This is a genomic window from uncultured Arcticibacterium sp., from assembly GCF_964021845.1.
GTDB lineage: Bacteria > Bacteroidota > Bacteroidia > Cytophagales > Spirosomataceae > Arcticibacterium.
Window position 1 is genome coordinate 158,511 of the sequence record NZ_CAXHZC010000001.1, and the last position, 18,476, is coordinate 176,986.

Annotated in this window: 13 protein-coding genes; 7 read left to right on the top strand and 6 right to left on the bottom strand. The window is 36.5% G+C overall.

Annotation, left to right across the window (positions count from 1 at the left end; translation table 11 throughout):
• Positions 1 to 3: 3 nt before the first annotated feature.
• Genes AADJ06_RS00625 through AADJ06_RS00635 form a run of 3 tightly spaced genes read right to left on the bottom strand, consistent with a single transcriptional unit; the run spans position 4 to position 5,202 of the window.
• A complete protein-coding gene (locus AADJ06_RS00625) occupies positions 4 to 1,554 on the bottom strand; it encodes a hypothetical protein (RefSeq protein WP_341224450.1) in 1,551 nt (516 codons plus the stop codon).
• Positions 1,554 to 3,272: a glycosyltransferase family 39 protein gene (locus AADJ06_RS00630; RefSeq protein ID WP_341224451.1), complete on the bottom strand. Its 1,719-nt coding sequence runs from the start codon at positions 3,270 to 3,272 to the stop codon at positions 1,554 to 1,556. Before AADJ06_RS00630 ends, AADJ06_RS00625 begins: the two co-directional genes overlap by 1 nt.
• Positions 3,273 to 3,318: 46 nt before the next feature.
• Positions 3,319 to 5,202: an OmpA family protein gene (locus tag AADJ06_RS00635; RefSeq protein ID WP_341224452.1), complete on the bottom strand. Its 1,884-nt coding sequence runs from the start codon at positions 5,200 to 5,202 to the stop codon at positions 3,319 to 3,321.
• 380 nt (positions 5,203 to 5,582) lie between these two features.
• Here AADJ06_RS00635 and AADJ06_RS00640 point away from each other — a divergent pair, with 380 nt between their 5' ends.
• Positions 5,583 to 6,656 carry a hypothetical protein gene (locus AADJ06_RS00640; RefSeq protein ID WP_341224453.1) on the top strand — a complete coding sequence of 358 codons (1,074 nt, stop codon included), beginning with the start codon at positions 5,583 to 5,585 and terminating at the stop codon, positions 6,654 to 6,656.
• Here the strand turns inward: AADJ06_RS00640 and AADJ06_RS00645 are convergent.
• Both AADJ06_RS00645 and AADJ06_RS00650 read right to left on the bottom strand, forming a co-directional pair.
• On the bottom strand, positions 6,653 to 7,273 hold the full coding sequence (locus tag AADJ06_RS00645) for a polysaccharide deacetylase family protein (protein WP_341224454.1): 621 nt from the start codon (positions 7,271 to 7,273) through the stop codon (positions 6,653 to 6,655). The genes AADJ06_RS00640 and AADJ06_RS00645 overlap by 4 nt on opposite strands.
• Complete coding sequence (locus AADJ06_RS00650; protein WP_341224455.1) at positions 7,273 to 8,397, bottom strand: glycosyltransferase; 1,125 nt, start codon at positions 8,395 to 8,397, stop codon at positions 7,273 to 7,275. Before AADJ06_RS00650 ends, AADJ06_RS00645 begins: the two co-directional genes overlap by 1 nt.
• Positions 8,398 to 8,465: 68 nt before the next feature.
• Between AADJ06_RS00650 and ruvC the strand changes: the two genes are divergently transcribed.
• Positions 8,466 to 9,035 (top strand): crossover junction endodeoxyribonuclease RuvC, encoded by a 570-nt coding sequence (gene ruvC / locus AADJ06_RS00655; protein WP_341224456.1) that lies wholly within the window; start codon positions 8,466 to 8,468, stop codon positions 9,033 to 9,035.
• Between the two features lie 2 nt (positions 9,036 to 9,037).
• Here the strand turns inward: ruvC and rpe are convergent, their stop codons facing one another.
• The gene (rpe, locus tag AADJ06_RS00660; protein WP_341224457.1) at positions 9,038 to 9,736 is read right to left on the bottom strand and encodes a ribulose-phosphate 3-epimerase; all 699 of its coding nucleotides are present in this window, start codon (positions 9,734 to 9,736) and stop codon (positions 9,038 to 9,040) included.
• A 385-nt stretch (positions 9,737 to 10,121) separates the two neighbouring features.
• On the opposite strand from rpe, the gene AADJ06_RS00665 reads away from it, so the two are divergent.
• The 5 genes from AADJ06_RS00665 (at position 10,122) to AADJ06_RS00685 (ending at position 18,356) form a co-directional block, all read left to right on the top strand.
• Positions 10,122 to 10,508, top strand: a complete 387-nt coding sequence (locus AADJ06_RS00665; RefSeq protein WP_341224458.1) for a LytTR family DNA-binding domain-containing protein — start codon at positions 10,122 to 10,124, stop codon at positions 10,506 to 10,508.
• Positions 10,509 to 10,601: 93 nt separating this feature from the next.
• Positions 10,602 to 11,675 carry a hypothetical protein gene (locus AADJ06_RS00670; protein ID WP_341224459.1) on the top strand — a complete coding sequence of 358 codons (1,074 nt, stop codon included), beginning with the start codon at positions 10,602 to 10,604 and terminating at the stop codon, positions 11,673 to 11,675.
• A gap of 372 nt (positions 11,676 to 12,047) precedes the next feature.
• Positions 12,048 to 12,392: a LytTR family DNA-binding domain-containing protein gene (locus AADJ06_RS00675; protein WP_341224460.1), complete on the top strand. Its 345-nt coding sequence runs from the start codon at positions 12,048 to 12,050 to the stop codon at positions 12,390 to 12,392.
• A gap of 75 nt (positions 12,393 to 12,467) precedes the next feature.
• Positions 12,468 to 14,519: an NAD-dependent DNA ligase LigA gene (ligA, locus tag AADJ06_RS00680; RefSeq protein WP_341224461.1), complete on the top strand. Its 2,052-nt coding sequence runs from the start codon at positions 12,468 to 12,470 to the stop codon at positions 14,517 to 14,519.
• Between the two features lie 153 nt (positions 14,520 to 14,672).
• A complete protein-coding gene (locus AADJ06_RS00685) occupies positions 14,673 to 18,356 on the top strand; it encodes a GEVED domain-containing protein (protein WP_341224462.1) in 3,684 nt (1,227 codons plus the stop codon).
• Positions 18,357 to 18,476: the final 120 nt, after the last annotated feature.

Sequence of the window (18,476 nt, forward strand, 5' to 3'; positions counted from 1 at the left end):
TACTTACCAGTTTTTAGGTGCTTCGGTAAAAGGGATACCCTCTATTTTTAACGTTTTTACGGCGTCATACAGTGCAGTTTCATTTTCAGAAATCTCTAAGAGATAGGTTTGATAAAAATCCGTTTTGAAATTTCTTCTGTCTAAATAGGCAATGCCTTCTACAGTTCCAAAAAGAGAGCCTTTGACCAGTCTTAAAGGTAATAAATACTGGGAATCTTTACTTTTGAGCCAAATATAGTTTTCATGGAATTTATGAAGATTGTTTTCAAAGAAAAGTAAATCATTTCCGGAAAAAGCAATGCTGTCAATTTTGCTCGGGTCTACTTCTTTTTTTTCTGCTTGCAGGCTTTTTTCAAAATCAAATGTAGGCGGATTATAAGAGGTGTTATTGAAATCTGTTTCTGTGCTTTTTAGATTGATAACATCTGCTATGCGTTCCATGTGGGTACTTCTTATCAAACCAAGGTAAGACACCTCAGCATTCACAAAAAGGAAAAGAGCTACTGCCGTAAAAATGTATTTCCACTTCGGAGTTATTAGAAACTGTAAACAAAAAAGGATGTTTGTTCCAAAAATTAGAAAGGAATAAATCTTGTATTTACTGCTTAAAAGGGTAACTACCTGGTAATCGTTTCGGCCAATGGCTACCAGAGCCAATGTTCCTAAAAAGAAAGCCTGAATGGCTAAGAAATTAAGTGTTTTCTCATTGGTGTCTTTAGAAAAGAACAATCTAAATATAACCCAAAGGCCAAAAAGAATATTAAAAAAGCCGAGTATGTAGGCTAGTTTGGTGCTAAATACTGTATCCAAAATAGGATAGAAATGTGAGCCATTCAGTGCCAAAAAGTTTAGGAAGAAATCTTCAATATGAGGCCTTTCCGATACACTCTTTTCAAAACCTATAAAGTAGATAGCGAAAACTAAAGCATGTATTCCTAGCCAAATTAACATTTGTCTTTTGCGTCCTAAGAAAAACAAAATAGCCAAACCAATAGGGGCTATTAAAACGGCATTTCCAGAAGTGAGTAATGCCAATATAGAAAAAACTATGGCTCCAATAAATGAGACTTTTTCACTGAAATAAGAGGTAGATAATAAGCTAAGAGAACCTACAGCAAAAAAAAGGATACAGTGGTTTTGAATAGCGGCCATACCCCATAAACTGTTTTCAACTGTTGAGAAGTTGAAGATAAAAAGAGCTATAAATAAAAGGCCAAGACTATTTAACTTTAAGTGACGAACTAGAAGAATGTATAAAACCATCAGTCCGACTAAACCGAATTGACCAAAATACATCATGAATTTAAAATCGGTCTGGCCACTTATGCTTTTATAAATCAAAGTGACGGTTCTAGTAAGCCAGATGCGGTGTTCGTTATGAAACTTAAAAAGTCCACCTAATTTGTTCCAAGAAAAATTATCAATCAAAACACGAATTGCGTGGTCGTCCCAGTGTGGTACATTCACGCCAAACCGAACCACCATCCAAACGGACCCTAAAATAAGAAGGGCAATTATGGCATAAATCGCTCTATTTTTTGCGGTTTCGTTCATTAGTACCTTAGTTTTTTACCTTGGAAGTCAAATAATACTTTTCGCTCTCCATTTCCCTTTTTCAAAACCAAAAGATTCGGTTCCGTTACATCAATCTTTTCTATATAGTTAGCCTCTTTTGGTAAGTAAAGATTCAAATATTGAGCATCTAAAATATTCTTACTTTGTTTATCTCTAAACTCAGAATAAACATTCTCGCTATAAGAAGGAATGAAAAGCGTGTCTCCTTCACTGTAATTTTCTATGACCAATAGACTAGCTGCTCGGTATGGGTTTTCCTCTCTAGCCTCATTTCTGAAAGAATAGCGGGCTGAGTTGTCTTCTAAAATTGATTTGATTTCAGAACCAACAAAAAACAGTTGATACGCCAAAGGGATAATAGCTAAATACTTTAAGTTGTTCTTTTGATGGAATAGCCGGTAAAGACCAACGGCGTAAATAATTCCTAGAAAAGGTACACAAACACCGATGTATCTATGAGCTAGTGAAGTGGTATGTCCTGTTTTGAAAGCATCAAATATGACATAAAACAAAGGCAATAGCCCAGTTAAAAGAAGAATTAGCCGAAGTTCCTTTTCTACAGGATGCTTAAACCAATGATATAAAACCAGAAGCACAAATGCAGCTGAAATAAAAGCTAGTTTATAATGAGAAGAGAGCAGCACTAGACCTAAAATGAGCATAGCTGCAAGGAAGCCTAGCAGTAGTTTCTGCTTGTCAATTTTGGTAAACTTATAAGTTAAACCGAAAAGTATTGAAGCAAATATAAATAAAGCCAAGTTTAGAATGCCATGCAAAGAATGGTAAAGGTCAAAGCTTACCAAATTGCTATCAAAGAAAATATTAATTGCTTTTTGACTGACATTTTTTGCACTACTCGGGTCCACATTTCCGCTCATTGGATTTTGGTCGGCAGGCAAATTTGCCATCTTTAGATGAAGAGCATTCTTATCCTTAAGAAATTCCATAGACCATTGACCACCGCCGGCTGTCATCCAATAGCCCATAACCAGTAGTGTGAATGCACCGGCAGCCATTAATACAAGCCACTTTCGTTGACTTCTCAAATAAATGGCCGCTGTAATTACATGAGCCAGAAAAACAATGAAGTTCAGGTAATGGTTTAATAAGGCTGCCGCAGCTATTATTCCATAATAAATGCCAAGTTTTATAGTTTCTTTCTTATTCTCTGACTTTAATATTTTGTAAAAAAGAAAGGTGCCTAATACCACCAAAAGAAAGGACAAAGTATAACTTCTAGCAAAATGGCTCTGTGATATAAAAAGGGGGTCTAGAGCTAATATTGACATAGCAATTAGCCCAATATAGGTCGATTTTAAAAATGCTTTGCAAAGCCAAAAGACGAGGACTAAGGTCAATAGATTGAACAAAACGCTCAAGGTTCTCACCATGCCGTCTTTTAAACCAAATGCTTTTATCCAATACTTCAGAAACACATTATAAGTAAAATGTGTACCAAAGTCAGAACGGGCTATGGCCTGGTAATGGTCGTTTAAATCACGGTCTTTCCAGAATTCTTTTGGCGTGAAAGTATCCTTATCGGTAAGTTCGGGTTGATTATAACCTCCTACACATATTCCATGAACATTTAGTAAGGTGAATTTTTCATCTGTATATGGGCTATATGAGCCAATATGGTTAAATCTTAAAAATCCAGCGAAGCCTAAAATGATAAGAACCAGGATACGAGATGGCATGAAAAAATATCTTATTGGGAAGTCTTTCACAAAGAAACAAAAGTAATCACATTTTGAGGATTGTAAACTCCACACGACGGTTTTTCTTGCGGGTTTCTGGTGTAGAATTACTAGAAATTGGTTTAATAGGCCCCCATGATTTTGTGTCAATTCTAGAACCTGATATTTTACCTTTTTTTACAAGGTAGTTTCTAACTTCGTCCACTCGGTCTTTTGCTAGTTTTACGTTAAGTGTAAAATCTCCTTGGTTATCCGTGTGACCCTCCAGTAAAATCCTCATTTTAGGGTACTCCTTCATTATTTTGACCAGTTTTTCCAGTTCGTCATAAGAAGATGTTTCTATCTCATATTTACCTTGAGCAAATATCAAATTCTCCAAAACCATCTTGGAGCCCTCTCTAATAGGAGATAGGTGAAAGTTTTTTGTGATTTCTCGGTAGTTACCCTCACGGGTCAAATCAAGCGAATCTTGTAAACTCAAATAACCTTTCTCGTTTATGTCAAAATAGTATTTAAAACCTACGGGTAATATTACTTTGTAGGCTTTAGTATCTGGATTGATTTCAATATTAAATCCTTTTAGGTTTAGACTGTCACTATTTGATTTTAAGCCTAAAGGAGTATCAATAATGGTATTTACATCTTTTTCCATGATAGAACCATCTAAAATGGCCACTGCATCAGGTTTGATGGATTTGAAGAGGTTTATTCTGAAAATGTCTTCCCCTCCTAAAGAATTATTGTCTGAGCTTAAATAAGCAAATTCTCCTGAGGCAGGAATGGTGAAAAAAGCATCCCATCTTTCCGTGTTTATTTTTGGACCAAGATTAAGAGGTTCAGACCAGTTCGTCCAAGTTTCATCTAAACGTTTAGTCATGAAAATATCAGAGTCTCCAAAGCCAGGATGTCCCTTCGAATTAAAATAGAGCGTCTTATTGTCGGCAGAAAGAAAAGGAGAACCTTCATTGTCGGCCGTGTTTAGAATAGAACCCATGTTTTTAGGTCTAGAATAGGAGCCGTCTGCTTCTTTGAAAGAAACGTAGAGGTCATTGTTTCCAAAACTTGGTAAGCGATTAAGAGCCATTACCAGTATGTTTTCGTCATGGCTTATGGCGTATTCTGTGTTTGCCGCTTTGTCTTTTTCTGTTTTCTTAGCTTGAAAATCAGTAATTCTCACTTCTTCAGGGTAGCTCCATTTACCATCACTAAAGGTAGTTCTTGAAAGGCCTATTTCTTGTCTTCCGCCAGGTTTGTAAAGGTTTAAAACAAATAAACCCGAACCCGATGCAGAAGCGGTAGCTGCGGCATTTAAATTGGCATCATTTACAGGAGGCCCCAAATTTTCTGGTGGCATCCATACGCCAGCAATATTTCTTTTAGAAAACCAGATATCCTGTTTTATTTCGGCATCCTTATCATTTTCATCTCTAATATTGTCAGGATGGTTTAATCTTGTGAAATAAAGTGTATTACCGTCAGGAGTTATAATAGGAGCCACCTCGCCATATGGGGAATTCACTGTCGGACCTAAGTTTTCTTTTTGTAAGTCGTCTGGAATATCCTTTGCCACATTAATATTGAACTCAATAAAGTTTTGCGAATCAGAAATCGCAATGGCATCGTATTGTTTTCGTCCTTTTGATATTCTATGATTCACCACAATTTTTATGGCATTAATAGGCTGCTTCATAGGTTTAACAAATACCCTCCAAAAACGACTTTTTACAGTTGTTTTCTGTCCTGTGTTTTGATAAAGAAGATATTCTGTGCCAGCTTCATCATACCCAAAAATACGTGCAATTGCACCAGGATTTAGATTTTCAATTATCGCTATTTGTTGAACATCAATTGCTTTTGTGAAGCCCACTTTCACGTAATCTTCCCCATATTGAGAGCCATTAGGTTCCCATGCACAAGGAGAATCAGCCATTTGAGGGTATACACTGGGTGTTCCGAGTATTTGGACCGACCTATATTTAGGTGAATTAAAGACGTCTGATTTTTCTGAAGAATAACTAAGAACCTCTGAGGCCCATAATACCTCTTGACCTACCGTTTTTTGGAAACTTAGAATGAGAAAAAAAAGTGTAAAAATCCTTAGGGGCATTTTCCTGAATAAAGAGTACTGGTTTCAAACGAAATTACCTCATATTTATTGGTTTTCAATAAAATCAGACTGGATACTATACATTTCTGAGGTTTTCTGCTAAGAATATAGAAAATTTAGAAGAGCTCTACTGTTAATAGCTCGTTAACATCATTTCTTAGTCCAAATATCAGTTTATCTTTAGATTTTCGTTAAAACTTCTGATGTTAAGAAAAAGCCACTATTTATTTATTCTTTTGCTGCTTTCATGCATAGGGCTGAAAGCTCAAATGACGCTAAGTCTTAAAACAAAGGATTATGGTTTCGGAGAAAATGGCTATTACTATGGAGAGGTAATAGATAAGCGAGCCTCAAAATACTTTCTAGGAAAATTATATACGAGAAACGGTACCAAATCAGACTTAGAAATAAGAAGTGGTACAGAAAGAGCCTTCCTAAATCAAACAGAGGATAATTTCCAGAAACGTTCAAATGGGGTTGTTTTGATAGCGGAAATTACAGATTTGGCTTTTACAGAGACGAGAAATAATTCTGGTTTAATAAATGGAAGAGCCAACATGAATCTGAATATTTACTCGGTTCATGAAGGAGATACCTCATTACTTTGCAAGCCTTATAGCTCGTCAAGATATCAGCGTACGCTCAATAATTTAAAGGAAGAGTCTTTTGAACCCATTCTAAATCAAATGTGGTTTTCATGCCTAGAATTTGCAGACAATTATATCAAACTAAATAAAAGTAGGATAGAAGCTTTTAACGAAGGAGTTGATATTATAATCAAGCCTTACGAAACACGGAATAATAGAGATACGGTTCATTATAATTCTAGAAAAGTGACTTGGAATGATTTTAAAGCTCCTCCTAGAATGGGTTCTAGATACGCCGCTGCTATATTTCCTACTATAGCCTTAGGAAGTAAACTAACCATTAGGAATGGCCGACTTACGGCCATCATTAGTCCGCAGGTTTTTATGATTCAGAGTCAGTCTTGGGCAAAAGGAGAGGCAAAAAATAAAGAGTCTTTAGAGCATGAGCAAATTCATTTTGACATTACAAAAGTGGTAATGGATAGGCTTATAATGAAGCTCAGGAATATACAAGCCACCACCATGGATGACCTCAATAGTTACATTCAATACGAGTACTTGGAGGCTTTTAGAGAAATGAATAAGTTACAAGAAGCATATGATGCCGAGTCAAATCATAATCTGAATAAAGTAAAACAAGCCGAATGGGCTAGGAGAGTGAGCGGCTGGCTGTCAGAGCGTAACTTCTAAAGAGCCTTGAAATCATAGTCGGCAAAGGTTTCTAAGAATCTTGGCAAAGCATATCGCATGTTTTTCTCTGCTTTCAGGCTGTCGTGAAAAAGGATAATAGAACCCGTCTCTGTGGCCTGAATCGTATTCTTTAGACAATTTTCTGGAGAAATGTCGGCTCTATAATCTTGGCTTAAAGCTGTCCACATGATAATTTCATAGTCTTGACTTAGTTGCTTTATTTGACTACGTTTTATTCTGCCATAGGGCGGACGGAAAAGTCTTTTGCGGTTTCCTTTATAATTCTTCGCTATTTCCTCCTGACAGAGAGAGGTGTTTTCTAAGTAGGTACTAGTTTCTGTTTGCCAACCTTTTAAATGGTGCATAGTATGATTTCCGATAGCGTGCCCAGCTTCTACTATTTTTTGAAAAATGTTAGGATGTTTTATTATGTTATCACCAATACAAAAGAAACTAGCTTTAGCATTAAATATATCAAGTGTATCAAGAACAAATTCTGTCACTTCAGGAATAGGACCATCATCAAAAGTTAGATAGAGCTCTTTTTTCGTACTGTCTCGCTGCCAAGTAAGACTAGGGTAAAGGGCTTTTAATAATTTGGGTGTACGGTAAAACATTAGCTGAGTTTTCTATCTTTCCAAGTATAAGGTTTTTTCTTTAGCGACACCAATCCAAAAAGTAAGACGTAAAGTGGATAGATGATTTGAACAAGTGGGATGAAAATTAGTAAGAAAGGTCTTTTGAAGAAGACTAAAAGGCTGCCAAGAAATAGGAACTCGGGTACTATTTTGAGAGCTATGCTTGGAAGGTCAATACTTATCAATGTGTAAAGAAAAGCGGCATTCGCACTAAAAATAAAGATCGCCACAATTTTAGGACTCAAAAGTGTGTATTTGCTCCACTTTCCTGCCCAGCGTTTTCTTTGATTATAAAAACTTTGAAGGTCGTGTAAAGCTTCCGTTTTGACAATAGCGTCTTTCGACTTTAAATAATGCACCTTTTTAGGGAATGCTTTTGACATTTTATGCATCAAAAACTCATCGTCTCCACTTGCTACGTCTTCATTTCCTTCAAAGCCATGTACTTCTAAAAAAGCACTTTTAAGGTAAGCGATATTGGCTCCGCTACACATATTAGGGAAGTTCATTTTTATAGAAACCGCTCCAGAAACTATCAAACTAGCAAACTCAATCTGCTGAATTTTAGTCCAAATCCTTTGAATAATATTGGAGGAAACACTATCCAAAAAGAAAACAGGAGCACTTAAAAATACCACGTCTTTTTCTTCAAAATAATCTTTTATGCTGCTTAACCATTTGTCAGAAACGGTACAGTCACCATCTGTACATACTATAAGCGAGCCCGAAGCTTCTTCAATACAGTGTGTTATTGCCCTTTTTTTAGGCGAAGTATTAACCGCCTTGGGAGGCAAATTGACCAGTTTTAGGTCAAGTGTATTATGATTTTTAAAAGTCTTAACTAATTCTGAGGTATTATCTGTACTGTCGTCGTTTGCTATAATTACTTCAAAATACTTCTTGTCTAATGTTTGATTTTGTAGGTCTGTTAGAAGTCTTAGTATATTTTCAGCTTCGTTTCTAACAGGGATTATGAGGCTAATTTTATGAAAATGCCTTTTGGTTCCAGAAGGGCTATAGTTCTTCCAGGCCAACCAAGTGCCGAGCAACAGCAAACAAAATATGCCGTAAGTAAAGACCAGAACAGTGGCGATAATACTCAATAAACTGATTTCAATTTCTCAAAGATAAGCAAGTATGGGAGTATCAAAAAGCCTTACCTTTATGCCTGATGACTAAATCAGAGAAAATAATTTTAGGCGTAGACCCCGGCACTAATGTGATGGGTTATGGCTTGATAGAGGTGAAAGGCAGTAAGCTTAAGATTATACAGTATGGCGTACTCAGATTAGAGAAATTAGGCTCTCACGAGTTAAAATTGAAGAAGATTTTTGAACGCATGACGGGGATTATTGAAGAGTATTTGCCTGACGAAATGGCGATTGAAGCTCCTTTTTATGCAAAAAACGTTCAATCTATGCTTAAACTAGGCAGAGCTCAGGGTGTGGCCATGGCAGCGGCATTAGCAAAAGATATTAGTTTGGTAGAGTATCTTCCGAAGGTGGTTAAAAAAAGTGTGACAGGAAACGGGAATGCCAGCAAAGAACAGGTGGCTTTTATGCTTGAAAATCTCTTTGCTCAGAAACTAGAAACTAAGTTTTTAGATGCTACAGATGCTTTAGCTGTAGCGGTTTGTCATCACATGAATGCCAAAACTAAAGCGTTAACAGGCAATGCCTCAGGTAAAAAAGGCTGGGGTGCTTTTGTAAGTGAAAATAAAGGAAGAGTAAGCGGAGGCTGAAACTAAAGCTGCTTTAGTTTAGCTATAGTGGCCTTCGGGTCTTCGTTGCCAAAAACAAAACTTCCTGCTACTAAGGCATCTGCTCCTGCGTCTACAAGTAGTTTTCCTGTTTCAAGATTTACACCACCGTCTATTTCTATCATGGTGTCTAAGCCTTGCTCTTGAATCATAGCTTTAAGTTTCTTGACTTTGTCAATAGTCTTATAGATGAATTTTTGTCCGCCGTAACCTGGGTTTACAGACATGAGTAATACCATATCACAATCAATCAAAATATCTTCCAAAACTGAAACAGGTGTAGCAGGGTTTAAAACTACTCCAGCTTTGCAGCCCGCTTCTTTTATTTGAGCCAAAGTTCTGTGAAGATGTGTGCATGCCTCATGGTGCACTGTAATTATGTCAGCCCCTATTTTGGCAAATGTCTCAATGTACCTTTCAGGCTGTACTATCATCAAATGTACATCCATGGTCTTTTTTGCATGCTTTTTAATGGCTTGGATCACAGGCATACCGAATGAGATATTTGGTACAAAAACACCATCCATAACATCAATGTGAAACCAATCAGCTTGAGAAGCATTGACCATCTCAATGTCTCTTTGGAGGTTAGCGAAATCTGATGCAAGTAAAGAAGGAGCTATGATAGGCATTTGAAAGTATTTTTTTGCAAAAGTAAGAATTGCAGGGGAGGATAAAGACATACTGTCTTGATTTCTATCTATTGGAATTATAATAAAAGACCACCTTAATTAGATAGTTGAAGAATTACAATTGATACAGGATTTAGCACCAACTGCACTTAATAATTGTCTATCTGTACACAAAAAAAGTTTTATAGAATCTTAAATTTAAGGTTTAAATGTCATGTTATAAGTGCTTAATGGGTGCTTTTTTTAACTGAATTAATTATTGTAGTTTATACAAAGAATCGGCTGTTTTATTTAGAAAACTCTACCATCCATACAAAATAGGTAATTCCCTTTTATTTATTCTATACGTTTGATAATGAGTGACCTAATTGAGTTTGAACGATTGCGAAATCATTTTTCACTCATCTTATTAAAAAGTAGAACAAAAAAAACAGCCATGAAAATTTTCATTACAAAAACAGGAGTGCCATGTATTCTTTTGAATCATGGTAAACGGATGATTCACACACCTTCAATTAAGTATATTGAAGGAGATGGAAACTATAGCAATATAAATGTAGCCAATGGTGAGTCTTTAATCTCATCTTTCACACTTCGATTGTTTTCCGACCAACTTAAAGCTAATTCAAATTTTTTCTCACCAAGAAAGGGGCTTTTGGTCAATCTTAAATTTGTAAAAGAGGTTTTGACTAAGTCAGGAGCGTTGTTTGCCAGATTAGAAACAGGCGAAACTCTTCCACTTTCAAGAAGAAAAGGACGTGCTTTAATAGAATATATAAATGACAATGAGCTAAGTATTGAAATAAGAGAAGCCATAAAATAAAACCCTGAACCATTAGATAAAAACTTTCAAATTTTATTGAGTGGTCATTATAAATTTAGAAATCTTTTAAGCAAAACTCTAAATTAATCAATCATGAAAAAAATTATACTACTCTTATTGTTATCCTCTATTGTAAAAGTATCACTTGGGCAGTCCATAGTATTGGATCCTAGTTCAACGTCATTGATTCAAGGAACAAACACAAGTTCCTTTGTTAATCTTTATTCAACTTCGGCTTCTAGTCTAGCGGGGTTAAGGTTTTACGAAAATAATAGCTTTAGGGGAGCGTTATTTTACGATGAGATAAAGGACGGTTTTAATCTTTCACACAGCAGTCTTTCGGCAGGTTATTTTTGGGCTAGAAACGGCAGAGGGGGGATTGGGACTTTTGAACCAGAAGGCAAATTGCATATATATACTAATGGTACTACGGCCGTTCCTCAGTTAAGGCTTACTGAAAATAACAATGGTGACGGGGCTAGGATAACGTTTTCAAATTTCAGTTCTTCAAATGATTGGACACTATATGGTAAGACAAATGATGTTGCATCAAACGCCTATTTTAATATATTTAACTCTAGTGCAAGTGGTAATATCTTAACCGTTAGAGGTGATGGTAAAGTGGGTATCTTAAACAGTGATCCAACGCTTCCTTTTCATGTAAATTCGGGCATAGCATCAACAAGTTCTAGTACTGGTGCAGCTGCAATTGGTACTTTAACAGGTCTTCACTTAATATTTGATAATAATGAGATTAATGCTTACAATAATACTGCTGGAGCAACATTGATTTTGAATGATGAGTCAAATGGATTAGTAGTGGTAGGTGGTTCTGGGGCTAATGAATCTGACTTTAGAGTAGAAGGTTTTACTGAGTTGGGTGGAAGTGGGGCCCCCAGCATTAAAATGAAAAAACTTTCAGGTATTATCCCTTTATCAGCAACTAGCCACAGCGTGGCTCATGGCTTAACCAAAACCAAAATTTTAGGAGTACAATGTCTTGTAGAAAGTTCAGTGACCGGTAATAGGTACTTACCTAATGATGGTGCGGTAGGAAGTACGGTTCACTATGAAGTGCAAATTGATAATAGTAATATTGTTTTTCAAAGTATTGGATCGAATATGGATGGCGAGCCATTCTCCGTACTTATCACTTACGAAGAGTAGTATAGTTTTTTTACTTTTTTTAAGCCATATTTCAGTTTCTGGGATATGGCTTTTCTATATCCAAATATAATGCAAGGTTGTGATGAAAAGACCACACGCATTATTTTTTACGGTAAACCTTAGCAGGAGTATGACTCAAGTTGCCTTATTAAACGGGTACATAAAGAAATTTGCCAGTTATTTAGAAAAACCTACCATCTATACATAAAAGCCATCTGCTGTCTTTCTGCTTTATAAGTTTGAATCATAGAAAGCTCGTTTAAGCGATTTATGCTTAGGCTTTGTCCTTTATAGCCGTGATTGTCAGGCTTGAATTTGTCAGGACGCTAATTTGGAAATGGAAACTTTTAAATAACAAAAATTGACTTTGCCATGAAAACTTCAACATTAACCAGTAACTCTATTATTTTTGATTACGGAAAAAAGACGGTTCCTTTTGAAAGTATTACTCACTTTAAAAGTGAGTTTGGAAACTATACCAAGGTTTTTTTAAAGGAGCAAGCTAACTTTTTAACTGCGTTTACATTAAAGCACTATTCAGAAAAACTAAATGATAATGCTAGTTTCATAATTCCACGAAAAGGAGTGATGGTAAATAAAAGGCATGTGAAGTCTGTACTTAATCAAGAGCAGGAAGTTTATGTGGTATTAAACTCAGGAGAAAAGTTTAAAGTAAGTAGGCGAAGACGTGAGCAAATCTTACGTTCATTTATCTAATACATTAATTCTAGGCTGCAATTGTTTTGAAATTGACTCAGTTTGGTGAAATTTGTTACAAACAAATCTCTTTAAATGGAGCCTTTAGATAAAATTAACGCCCTCACCGACAAGCTAAACCATTACAACCTCAAATATTACCAAGAGGCTACTTCTGAAATTTCTGATCAGGAATTTGATTTGTTACTAAAAGAGCTTGAAAGTTTAGAACAAGCTCACCCTGAATTTGTAAGGGAAGATTCTCCTACCCACCGTGTAGGTGGTACTATTACTAAAGATTTTGAGACTGTTAAGCATAAATACCCAATGCTTTCGCTGTCAAATACATACAATGAGCAAGAGCTTATTGAGTGGGACGAAAGAATAAAAAAGACGCTCGGAGATGCACCTTACGAGTACATTTGCGAAATAAAATTTGATGGTATATCACTTTCCGTAACCTACGAAAATGGTATTTTAAAACAAGCCCTTACACGTGGAGATGGTACACAGGGAGATAATATTACTACCAATGTCAAAACTTTAAAGTCTTTGCCACTTCAAATTGGTGATTTCCAAAATAGAGAAACATTCGAAATTAGAGGAGAGGGCTTTATGCCAAATACTGAGTTTCATAGAATTAATGAAGAATTAGTAGCAGAAGGGAAAAATCCATTGGCTAATCCACGAAATTCTGCTGCAGGTACCTTTAAAATGCAGGATTCTGCGGTGGTAGCATCTCGTAATTTAGACTGTTATGTTTATCAATTTTTAAGCGACAATGATAGTTTTAAAACCCACGAGGAAAGTTTAGTTTCTTTAAAGAAAGTTGGATTTAATGTTTCTGATTCATGGCAAAAGGTGGCGAATATTCAAGAAGCTATAGCTTATGTGCATGCGTGGTCTGATAAAAGGCATAAGTTAGCATGTGCTACAGACGGCATTGTTATCAAAATAAATTCATACGCTCAGCGGGAAGATTTAGGCTTTACAGCCAAAAGTCCACGATGGGCCATTGCCTATAAATATAAGGCCGAGTCAAAATCAACACTTTTAAAAGGCGTTACCTACCAGGTAGGCAGAACCGGAGCAGTTACGCCTGTGGCCGAATTAGAGCCTGTAGAGCTTTCGATGACTACCGTAAGAAGAGCTACGCTACATAATGCAGACGAAATAGAACGTTTGGGCATTTGTCTGGGCGACTATGTTTTTGTAGAAAAAGCAGGTGAAATTATTCCTAAAATAACTGGAGTAGATAGCTCAAGGCCTAATGCTGATTTGTTCAAACCTAAAGTAGAGTTTATTAAAAACTGCCCTGCTTGCGGAACTGAATTAGTTAGAAATGAAGGGGAAGCCGCCTATTACTGTACCAATGAAAAAGCATGCCCGCCGCAGGTCAAAGGCAGAATAGAACATTTTATTCAAAGAAAAGCCTTAGATATTGACAGTTTAGGGGAAGGGAAAATTGAGATATTGATTGAAAACGGCCTCTTAAAAGATGCCTCTGATTTATATGCACTAAGTCATGACCAAATCTTAGGTTTAGAAAAAGTTCATACAGATGAATTAACGGGTAAGTCCAGAAGAGTTTCTTTCAAAGAAAAGACGGTTGAAAATATTTTAAATGGGGTAGAGGCCTCAAAAAAACAGCCCTTTGCAAAAGTATTGTTTGGTTTAGGAATAAGATTTGTAGGGCAAACAACTGCCGAAAAACTAGCCGATTATTTTAAGACAATTGAAGCTTTGGAAGAGGCAACGTTGGAAGAACTTTTAAATGTGCCAGATGTGGGAGAGAAAGTAGCATTGAGTATAAAAGACTATTTCTTTGATGAAGAGAATAGACTATTTATTCAAAAATTAAAAGATGTAGGTCTTCAGTTTGAAGCGGAGAATGTAGTATCAGAAATGGAAAGCATGGCTCTAGAAGGGATGGTTTTGCTTTACACAGGTACTTTTAAAAATTATTCAAGAGCAGAAATTGAACAGAAAATAGAAGCTAATGGTGGTAAATTAGTTAGTGGGGTTTCTAAGAAATTAACTTATCTAATTGTAGGCGAAGCAGCAGGTCCTTCAAAACTAGCCAAAGCTGAAAAACTAGGCGTTCCAATGATTTCTGAGGCGGAATTTCAAGCTTTTTTTGAGAAATAGAATAAATTAGCACTGTTAATTCATTGATAGATGTATGACTAATAAGCGTTTTCGTACATAACTGGATTCAGGGGCATTGTTTTTGTAGTTAATATTTTAGGTGTTGAAATCTATAAATTAAACGACAAATTTATTTGCAGACCCCCTTCTGATATGAATCTATTTTCTAAGAGTTTACTAATAGTTTGTTACGTTTTTTTTATTTCCAAGGTTTCATTTGGACAACAGTTAGCCCCACGAGAAGGAAAGATTATTGATTTCGATATTAAGGCATTAAATGTTTCGCTGATAAGTAATCCCTTAACTCCTCAATTAAAATTACCACTATATGATGGTGGGGTAGAGGTGGTTAATCTAAACTTTATAAAACTAGCCAACGGTTTTCAGCCAACTGACGTTCAGACTTTTGGAGGTGTTACAGAAAACAAGCAGTTTCCCATAAAATTGACAATAACGCCTTCAGGATTATCTGGTGTTTATAAGGCTTATGGAAAGTATGTGTTTTTTGAATCTTTAGATAAAACCAACGAAAAACTTCATTTATATACAATAAGCGATGTTGGAGGCTTAGGAGAAGCCGTTTGTAATGTATTAGAAGAGGGCGGTGTTGACATAAAGAATTTTCGGACTGCCTCAGAAGCCCCTTTTCCGGTAGGAACTAGTTTAAGAACCTATAGAATGGCTGCAGCTGCACCGGCAGAGATGTTTGGGGCACTAGGTACAAAAGCGGAGGTTAGAGACAAAATTGTGTCTATTGTAAATGCTGCCAATTTGATTTTTGAGATAGAAACAGCTATTAGTTTTCAATTAATTTCGGAGTCTATCACCACCATGACAATCATTTTTGATGATGTGAACATGGACCCGTATGATAATCCAGAGACATTTGCTAGTGCAATTAAATCTCAAACAGCTTTTAATGACATGGCCACAAATGGTTTGTTGGCAAAATCTAAATACGATGTCGGGCACACTTTTAATATAGTTCAGTCAGCATGTTATATCTGCGGACAGGCAGGTCCAGACCCTTGTTCAGATGCTTCTAAAGCAAGAGGTATGACACAGTTTATGGAAAGTGCCCCTGTTGGTTCTATTGCTGGTCTTTATGTACATGAAGTAGGTCATCAGTTTAGGGCATGGCACACTTTTAATGCCATGGGTGGCAGTACAGGCAGTCCGACTTTCTGTACCAGTGGTTGGAGCAATACCGCTGCAGTAGAGCCAGGGAGTGGAACTACTTTGATGGGTTATGGGAATAATTGTTCGTCCCCTACTAACTATGTGATTTCGGGGAATAATGAAGATGAGTATTTCCATGTTAAAAGCTTAGAACAGATTTTTAATAATATTTCAGGTGCCGCAGGAACATGTATAAGTTCGAGTGCTACCGGAAATACACCTCCTGTGGCAAGTGCAGGTTCGGATTATGTAATTCCTAAGGGTACACCATTTGAACTAACAGGAACAGCCACTGATGCAAATACACCTTACGGGAATCTTACATTTGTTTGGGAACAATTTGATGTAGCTAGCTCTAATGACCAAGGGGCATTGGGGAGTTCTATTCAAGGAGTAGGAGGTTATTCGGCCGTTAATAGTACCACAGCTCCTTTATTTAGGAGTAAACTCCCTTCTGTACATGAGAGCAGAACATTTCCGGATGTTTCTTATATTCTGGGTTCATCAAATAACCCTGACGACAATGTAGGTGAAGACTTAGCTCAAGTAGCAAGAGACATTAATTTCAGATTTACAGTAAGAGATAATGAGAGTGGTGGTGGTGGTATAGACTCTGATGGAATGGTGCTTACCGTTGCAGACTCAGGTCCGTTTCAGGTAAGCATAGGGAATACTCCCACTTTATGGTTTCAGGGGGAGACCAAAACCATAACTTGGGATGTGAATGGGACGGATGGAACTCCGGTTAATTGTAGTAATGTCAATATCTTAATAAGTACTGACGGAGGGATAAACTTCAGTTCTTTAGTAGCCAATACAGCAAATGATGGCTCTGAAAGTATTACTGTTCCTAGTATTGTTTCGTCTGAGGTTCGTTTTAAAGTAGAAGCTGTCAACAATATATTCTTTGATATTAATGACCAAAATATATCAATATCTGATGGCTCCTGTAACACTGCATCTAGCACTATTACACCTGATAATGTTGAGACTCATGTAGAAGGCTCTTCAAACTTAAACTTTGATTTAGCTGCTTATGGAAATGCTATTTCAGCATTTAGTGGAGTTTTAGAAAGTACAGACTCGCCATCCAACTTGTCATATAAAGATTCAGATGGGAGCTGTTCAGGACCATCAAACGCAAATTATTATGACGTTTATACTTTTTATGTTGAGCAGGCTGGTGATTATGAATTTACAATGGACGGAGATTTTGGTTTGTTAATGAACCTCTACAGCGGTTCGTTTAACGCATCGAGTGTTTGTTCAAATTGGTTGGCATCATCTGCCCAAGAGAACGCTAGTAATGGTTTGGTTGATCTAACTAGTACCATTTCAATAAATTTGGCTGTTGGAATCTATCAACTTACTCTTTCTAATTTCGGTAATAATTATCCAAACACTCCCACCTTACCTGCGGCTTATACTATAGATGTTACCCAAGGTACAGTTTATGCTCCAATTCCAGAGGCTGGTTCTCCTTATGATTATACCTATTTAGCTTATGATACAGGTAGTGGATTAATTAAAAGGTTTTCTGACGAAAGCGATTTTAGGAGTTTGTCTGTAGGAGACTTTAAGATTTATGGATTATACTTTGCTGGCGGTTCAGATTTGTCTATTTATTTGGAAGGAGCTTTTACTAGCCTTCAAAGTGATATTAGCAATGATATTTTGTGTGGAGAATTAAGTTTAAATAGTAAAGACCTAGGAATTACAAGTTGTGTTAATATTCCGGATGCTCCTACGGTGGCAGATATTACTATAGAGTATGGTGAAACTGGTACTTTAACTGCAAGTGGATGCTCTGGCACCGTGAATTGGTTTGAAGAAGAAATGGGTGGGAGTTCAATAGCTACTGGGAACAGTTTTACAAGTCCTGCTTTGACAGAGTCAAGAACTTATTACGTTAGCTGTACAGAAACCTGTGAGAGTATTAATAGAAGTGGTGCAGCTATAACTGTGAACCCATCTCCTTATTGCGATGTCTCTGGTTTAGACTGTAAATTTGGCGATGTGATAAATAATGTTTCTTTAAGTACAGTGACAGAAGAATTGTTAAATCAAACATCTGGCTGCAGTTCAAACGGTTTTACACTATATAATTCAGGACTAAGTTTAATAAGAGGGCAAACGTATACTTTATCTATCTCAAAAGGAATACTTTATGCTGACGCTCTTTCTGTATGGTTAGATTTTAACGCAAATGGTATTTTTGAGACTGATGAAAAGGTTTGGCAGGTTGCTGCAAATCAAATAGAAACTCAGTCAGAAGATATATTGATACCTGAGAATGCCACTTTAGGTTCTATTAGAATGCGTGTTAGATTAGAGGATAATTCTAATGAGTTAACAGCTTGCCATAGTGCAACTACAAGTCCTTATGGCGAAGTAGAAGACTACATTTTTACAATTATAGAAGATGAACCAGTAAGCCCATGTGAGTCAAATGTAACTTTGGTTAATCCTGATGATAATTTTACTTCAGGAGCGTCTCTCATTCAAACCTCCGATATAATCACTGGGACTAATCATATTTCTGGTGGTAATATTACCTATGATGCTGGTAATTCTGTGGTGCTTTTACCAGGATTTGTGATTAATCCAAGTCTAGAAGACGCAGCAGTCTTTCTAGCGAAAATTGGTGGATGCGAATAGTAAAGTCTTTTAATGAGAACTAATGCGTAATTGATATTTGTCAATAAAGTATTGATTGATAACGGTTTGTTGAGATTTACGGTTACTTTTGTGAAAACTGATAAAACTTAAGCTAACCGT

Coding starts and splice junctions, on each gene's coding strand:
- AADJ06_RS00625 (WP_341224450.1), bottom strand. CDS start 1,554: ATGAACGAAACCGCAAAAAATAGAGCGATTTATGCCATAATTGCCCTT.
- AADJ06_RS00630 (WP_341224451.1), bottom strand. CDS start 3,272: ATGCCATCTCGTATCCTGGTTCTTATCATTTTAGGCTTCGCTGGATTT.
- AADJ06_RS00635 (WP_341224452.1), bottom strand. CDS start 5,202: ATGGCTGATTCTCCTTGTGCATGGGAACCTAATGGCTCTCAATATGGG.
- AADJ06_RS00640 (WP_341224453.1), top strand. CDS start 5,583: ATGTTAAGAAAAAGCCACTATTTATTTATTCTTTTGCTGCTTTCATGC.
- AADJ06_RS00645 (WP_341224454.1), bottom strand. CDS start 7,273: ATGTTTTACCGTACACCCAAATTATTAAAAGCCCTTTACCCTAGTCTT.
- ruvC (WP_341224456.1), top strand. CDS start 8,466: ATGACTAAATCAGAGAAAATAATTTTAGGCGTAGACCCCGGCACTAAT.
- rpe (WP_341224457.1), bottom strand. CDS start 9,736: ATGTCTTTATCCTCCCCTGCAATTCTTACTTTTGCAAAAAAATACTTT.
- AADJ06_RS00665 (WP_341224458.1), top strand. CDS start 10,122: ATGAAAATTTTCATTACAAAAACAGGAGTGCCATGTATTCTTTTGAAT.
- AADJ06_RS00670 (WP_341224459.1), top strand. CDS start 10,602: ATGAAAAAAATTATACTACTCTTATTGTTATCCTCTATTGTAAAAGTA.
- AADJ06_RS00675 (WP_341224460.1), top strand. CDS start 12,048: ATGAAAACTTCAACATTAACCAGTAACTCTATTATTTTTGATTACGGA.
- ligA (WP_341224461.1), top strand. CDS start 12,468: ATGGAGCCTTTAGATAAAATTAACGCCCTCACCGACAAGCTAAACCAT.
- AADJ06_RS00685 (WP_341224462.1), top strand. CDS start 14,673: ATGAATCTATTTTCTAAGAGTTTACTAATAGTTTGTTACGTTTTTTTT.